Source organism: Streptomyces sp. NPDC057474, assembly GCF_042802555.1.
Classification (GTDB): Bacteria; Actinomycetota; Actinomycetes; order Streptomycetales; family Streptomycetaceae; genus Streptomyces.
The window spans coordinates 1-5,647 of the sequence record NZ_JBHVDX010000378.1; the positions used below are offsets into that span (position 1 = coordinate 1).

Sequence of the window (5,647 nt, forward strand, 5' to 3'; positions counted from 1 at the left end):
GTCGGTGCGCTGCGCCTGGGTGACCGGCACACCATCGCCGACGGCGCCGACCTGCCCACTGGAGTGGCCGAACGCCTGGCCGGCTTCGTGACCGGCGCCGAACAACTGCGTGCGCTGCGGACGTCGGTGCTCGACCGCCGTATCGGCTGGGCCGAGTCGTACAAGCGATACACCACGACGATCTCCACGGCCTTCGGCGTGGGCGGCGCGCTCACCGGCATCCAGGACGCCGACCTAGGCTCCGACGCTCGCGTGCTGCTCGAGTTCTCGCGCGCCGGCGAGGCCCTGGCCCAGGAGGACGCGCTCCTGGCCGGCGCCCGCCTCGCCGGAACCCTCGACCGCGAGCGGTTGCGCCTGTTCACCGGCGCCGTCGACACCCGCCGCACCCTGACCGAAGCGGCCGGTGCGGATCTGCGCGGCCCCGAACGTGCCGCCTGGCAGGAACTCGCCGGAGGAAGCGCTTACGCCGACCTGCGCGCCGTCGAGGAGGAGGTGCTTGCGAGCCACCCCGGGGCCCAGGCGCTCGATGCCGCTCCCGAAGCAGCCTGGAAGTCCGCCCACGCGCGCGTGCAGGAAGACATGCGCGGCATCGAGTCCGACGCCGGACGTGAAGTCGCCGACCGGGCCGACCCGTTCACCCGGGCCCTGCTCACCCCCGCGGGGGCCGCGGTGCTCCTCGGCCTCGCCGCCGTCGCCGCCTCCCTCGTCATCTCCGTACGCATCGGACGCGGCCTGGTCGTCGAGCTGGTGAGTCTGCGCAACGGGGCTCTGGAGATCGCCCGCCGCAAACTGCCCCACGCCATGCGGAAACTGCGCGCCGGAGAGGAGATCGATGTCAATACCGAGGCCCCGCCCGGGCCACCCGCGGAGGACGAGACCGGTCAGGTCGCCGAGGCCCTGGGCACCGTGCACCGAGCGGCCCTCCGCGCGGCGGTCGAGCGCGCCGAACTCGCCGGCGGCATCTCCGGGGTCTTCGTCAACCTCGCCCGCCGCAGCCAGGTCCTCGTGCACCGCCAACTGAGCCTGCTCGACAGCATGGAACGCCGCTCCGACGACCCCGACGAACTCAGCGACCTCTTCCGCCTCGACCACCTCACCACTCGTATGCGACGCCACGCGGAGAGCCTGATCATCCTCTCCGGGGCCGCTCCGGGGCGCGCCTGGCGTATGCCCGTCTCACTGACGAACGTCGTCCGCGCGGCCGTCTCCGAGATCGAGGACTACGCGCGCGTGGAGGTACGACAACTCCCCGAGGCGAAGATCGTCGGCACAGCGGTCGCCGACCTCACCCACCTCCTGGCGGAAATCGTGGAGAATGCCGCCCAGTTCTCGCCGCCCCACACGCGCGTACGGATCACCGGGGAACCGGTCGGCAACGGCTACGCCGTCGAGGTCGAGGACCGGGGGCTCGGCATGGGCAAGGAGACCCTCACCGAGGCCAATCGCCGGATCGAACAGTCCGAGGCCCTCGACCTGTTCGACAGCGACCGGCTGGGCCTGTTCGTGGTGAGCCGCCTCTCCGCCCGCCATGGCATCAAGGTCCACCTACGGACCTCGCCCTACGGCGGCACCACCGCGGTGGTCCTCCTCCCCACCACCCTGCTGCACAGCGGCGCGCCGGAACGTTCCCCCCGACCCACCGCCGAAGCACGGCCGCAGCCCGAGGAACGCGAGTACGCGCGCGTGGCCGCCGCCCCGCAACAGGAACCCGTCGAACAGTCCGCCGACCGGCGCGCCCTCATGGCTCCCGTCGCCTCCGCCGGGCAGACCACTGCGGACGGCCCCCCCGAGCCGCCGCCCGGCGTCACCACTCTGCGGCCGCACCGCCACCCGCCGGAACCGGAGTTCGCCGACGAACTGCCGCGCCGCGTACGCCAGGCGCACCTGGCACCCCAGTTGCGCGAACAGCGCACCGGGCAACCCGCGCCGACGGCAACCGCCCGGGCGGACGACGACCGCACTCCGGAACTCGTACGAGACCGCATGGCGGCCTACCGCGACGGCTGGGCACGAGGCGGCGGCAGGGCACCCGGCCGAGGCGTCACCCACGGCCCCGCGACGGGCAGCGACAGCAGCGAAGGAGACCCCGCATGATCCAGGATCCGAGCACCAGGGCCACCGAGCGGCCCGGTGAACTCGACTGGCTGCTGGACGACTTGGTACTGCGTGTACACGAGGTACGGAACGCCGTGGTGCTGTCCAACGACGGACTCGCAGTCGGCGCCTCCAGCGACCTCAAGCGCGAGGACGCCGAGCACCTGGCCGCCGTCGCCTCCGGCTTCCACAGCCTCGCCAAGGGCGCAGGCCGCCACTTCGGCGCAGGCGGCGTACGCCAGACCATGGTGGAGATGGACGACGGCTTCCTCTTCGTGGCCGCCGCCGGAGACGGCTCCTGTCTTGCCGTCCTCACCTCGGTCACGGCCGACATCGGGCTGGTGGCGTACGAAATGGCGCGGTTGGTGAAACGCGTCGGCGAGCACCTCCGCGCACCGACCCGCGCCGGCGCCCGCCCGCCCGCGGCCGGATGAACCAGGGACGGGCCGTGCTCATGACCGAAGGCAGCACAGGCGCTTCGCACGAGCCGCCGGGCAGTCGGTGGTACGACAGCGAGGCCGGGCCGCTCGTCCGCCCCTACGCCATGACGGGCGGCCGCACCAGGCCCGGCCCGAGCGGCGTCTGCTTCGACCTGATCGCACTGGTCTCGCTCGACACCGGCGCACCCGGCGTCGACGACGGCACCTTGCTCGGCCCGGAACACCGCGCGCTCATCGAACTGTGCCGAACCGAGACCCAGTCGGTCGCCGAACTCGCGGCGGGCGCCGACCTGCCCGTCGGCGTGGTGCGGGTGCTGCTCGGCGACCTCCTGGAGCTGGACTACGTCACCGTCAGTCGCCCCGTACCGCCCGCGCAACTGCCGGACGAGCGGATCCTGCGCGAGGTGATCGAGGGTCTGAGGGCGCTGTAGATGAACAAGCACTTGGGTCCGTCCCGTACCGACTTGTGCATCCGATCCGGCACCGAACGTGCACAAAGCGTTTGGTGTCAGGAAACAACGGTCCAACGCCACATAGAAGGGCGGCAGTTGCCATGATGCTGACTCCGCACAGCCGTATCGATGTCGACCACGGCCGACACTCCCGAGAGAAGTGATCGATGGTCTCCGAGCACACCGAAGAGTCAGACGACGACACAGGCGCCCTGGCATTGAAGATCCTCGTCGCCGGTGGATTCGGCGTGGGCAAGACCACGCTGGTCGGCGCGGTCAGCGAGATCAGGCCGCTGCGCACCGAAGAACTCCTCAGCGAGGTGGGCCAGTCGGTGGACGACACCGACGGGGTGGACCAGAAGGTCACCACCACCGTCGCCATGGACTTCGGGCGCATCACCATCAGGTCCGGGCTCTCGCTCTACCTGTTCGGCACACCGGGCCAGGACCGGTTCTGGTTCCTGTGGGACGAGTTGGCGCAAGGGGCGTTAGGTGCCGTCGTCCTCGCTGACACGAGGCGACTCCAGGACTGCTTCCCGGCCGTGGACTACTTCGAGCACCGGCACATCCCGTTCGTGGTCGCCGTCAACTGCTTCTCGGGAGCCCGCGCGTACGACGCCCCCGACGTCTCCCGCGCGCTCGACCTCGACCAGGGCACCCCCGTGGTCCTCTGCGACGCCAGGGACCGCGAGTCCGGGAAGGAAGTGCTGATACGGCTGGTCGAATACGCCGGACGGATGCATACCGCCCGGCTGCTCGACTCCGTGGGCTGAAGCGGCGTCAACACTCCCGTTCCTGGCCGGTTTCCGTCCCTTGACGCTGCTGTTTCGGGTGGGGAAGCGCCCGTTGTCGCCGTTCGCGAAGAAGACCCGCCATTCCTTGTCGGTCATCTTCCTTGCCATGTCCCCATCCTGCTTGCTCCGACGGCAGCAGTGGGGAAGGCTGAATCGTCGGATCCTCCTTGGCAGGGGGGAACGACGAAACGGGGAGTACGAACGATGGCGCAGAACGCGGGACTCGGTTGGCTGCTGGACGACCTGACCGAGCGCGTGGAACCCATACGGCACGCCTTGGTGCTGTCCAACGACGGACTGGTCACCGCGGCGAGCACCGGCCTGCGGCGCGAGGACTCCGAACACCTCGCCGCGGTTTCCTCGGGTCTGCACAGCCTCGCCAAGGGCTCGGGCCGCCACTTCGGCGCCGGTGACGTACGGCAGACGATGATCGAGTTCGACGACGCGGTGCTCTTCGTCACCGCGGCCGGACCGGGCAGCTGCCTGTGCGTGCTCAGCGCCGCGGAGGCGGACATCGGTCAGATCGCCTACGAGATGACGCTGCTCGTCAACCGCGTCGGTGAACACCTCCGAGTGGACGCCCGCCAGCCCGAACGCTCGGCCGCACTGGACCGCTGACCTGCTGCTTTCGCCGTTGCGGGCAGAGTTATCCACAGGCCCGCCACGACTTTCGGCGAACGGGCTACGGTTTTTCCCGAGGCGAGCGCGAGACCAGCGCGAGCACCGCACCACACGGGGGAGAACCGCCATGTCCGGCGACACCATCACGCAATCCGCCACGCACGCCACGACCACCGACCCTGGCACGCCCACCACACCGAGCAGCGCCCCGGCACCGGCCCGGGCGACCGGCCGCACCCTCGCGCCGAGCCGTGCCGCTCGCGAACTGGGCCTGAAACGGGGAGAACTCGACCTCGCCGTACAACTGGGCTGCCTACGAACAGTCGACGACGGAGGCGGAGGCCGACGGGTCACACGAGCGGAGATCGACCGGATCCGTGCCGAGAAGGGCTTCCCGGAAGCGCTGCGGGAACGCGTCGAGGCCGTGAGTTCCAACACGGCCGCCGAGATTCTGGGCGTGCCGGTCTCTCGGTTCATGCGTCTCGCACGGCTGGGGACGGTCACCCCGGTCAAGTTCCATCTGAACCGCCACCGCGCCGTGGTCTGGCTCTATCCGGCGGCCGAACTACGGCATTTCGCGGCCGACGAGAACAACACCCCATGGCTGACGGGTCGTATGCCGGAGGACTTGAGGCATCAGCTGGACGCGGGGCTGGACCTGCGCCCCCGGAACTGGCGAGGACGCCATCTCGGATTCCTGCTGCGGCAGGCCGACGATCCCTGGAGGCGCGCTGCCGCACCGGCCTCCCTGCTCGATCCGATCCAGGTCGCGGAGATCGTCCAGGACCCCTACGAGCGCGCCCACTTGAACCGCCACCGGCCCGCACGGGCCGACCACGGCCCGCCCGACTCGCCCGCCGCACAGATCACCGCGCGGATCATGACGGCGGACGACCCCGATGAGATCGAATGGCTGCGGACGGACCTCCGGCAGTCCCTCGTCGAGGCCCGCGCCCACCGACTCGCGCCGAGGCCCCGCCGGAAAGTGCCGGCGTCGACCGCCGCCGCCCGGCACGGGACACCCGTTGTAGCAGCGCGACCGGCGCCCGAGGGCGGGCGGCGTCCCGGGAAATCGAGGCCGACGACGGCCGCGGCCCCCGAGGGGCGACGCGGCCTGTTGGGCCGGCTTCGGCGCAGACACCCCTGACCTGCCGGTCAGGCGCCGAGCTTGCGGGGTCGCCGCCCTCGGGGCCGCGCACGGTACGGGCACCGACCCGCTCGCCCCAGGTCTGCAGCTGATCGGCGG

General features: G+C 70.9%; 6 protein-coding genes and 1 pseudogene. 6 read left to right on the forward strand and 1 reads right to left on the reverse strand.

Features of this window, described 5'->3' with window-relative positions:
- The 6 genes from ACFU53_RS46145 to ACFU53_RS46170 form a co-directional block, all read left to right on the forward strand.
- On the forward strand, positions 1-2,094 hold a 2,094-nt coding region (locus ACFU53_RS46145), incomplete at its 5' end, for a nitrate- and nitrite sensing domain-containing protein (RefSeq protein ID WP_384006183.1).
- Positions 2,091-2,528 (forward strand): roadblock/LC7 domain-containing protein, encoded by a 438-nt coding sequence (locus ACFU53_RS46150; protein ID WP_384006185.1) that lies wholly within the window; start codon positions 2,091-2,093, stop codon positions 2,526-2,528. The genes ACFU53_RS46145 and ACFU53_RS46150, both read left to right, overlap by 4 nt.
- Before the next feature lie 20 nt (positions 2,529-2,548).
- Positions 2,549-2,965 carry a DUF742 domain-containing protein gene (locus tag ACFU53_RS46155; protein ID WP_384006187.1) on the forward strand — a complete coding sequence of 139 codons (417 nt, stop codon included), beginning with the start codon at positions 2,549-2,551 and terminating at the stop codon, positions 2,963-2,965.
- A gap of 188 nt (positions 2,966-3,153) precedes the next feature.
- Entirely contained in the window at positions 3,154-3,759 is a 606-nt protein-coding gene (locus ACFU53_RS46160) for an ATP/GTP-binding protein (protein ID WP_384006189.1), read from the forward strand.
- A 225-nt stretch (positions 3,760-3,984) separates the two neighbouring features.
- Positions 3,985-4,398: a roadblock/LC7 domain-containing protein gene (locus ACFU53_RS46165; protein WP_384006191.1), complete on the forward strand. Its 414-nt coding sequence runs from the start codon at positions 3,985-3,987 to the stop codon at positions 4,396-4,398.
- Between the two features lie 130 nt (positions 4,399-4,528).
- Positions 4,529-5,548: a DUF6397 family protein gene (locus tag ACFU53_RS46170; RefSeq protein ID WP_384006193.1), complete on the forward strand. Its 1,020-nt coding sequence runs from the start codon at positions 4,529-4,531 to the stop codon at positions 5,546-5,548.
- Here ACFU53_RS46170 and ACFU53_RS46175 read toward each other — a convergent pair.
- Positions 5,526-5,647: pseudogene (locus ACFU53_RS46175) on the reverse strand (signal recognition particle-docking protein FtsY); the annotation flags it as partial. The gene ACFU53_RS46170 and the pseudogene ACFU53_RS46175 overlap by 23 nt on opposite strands.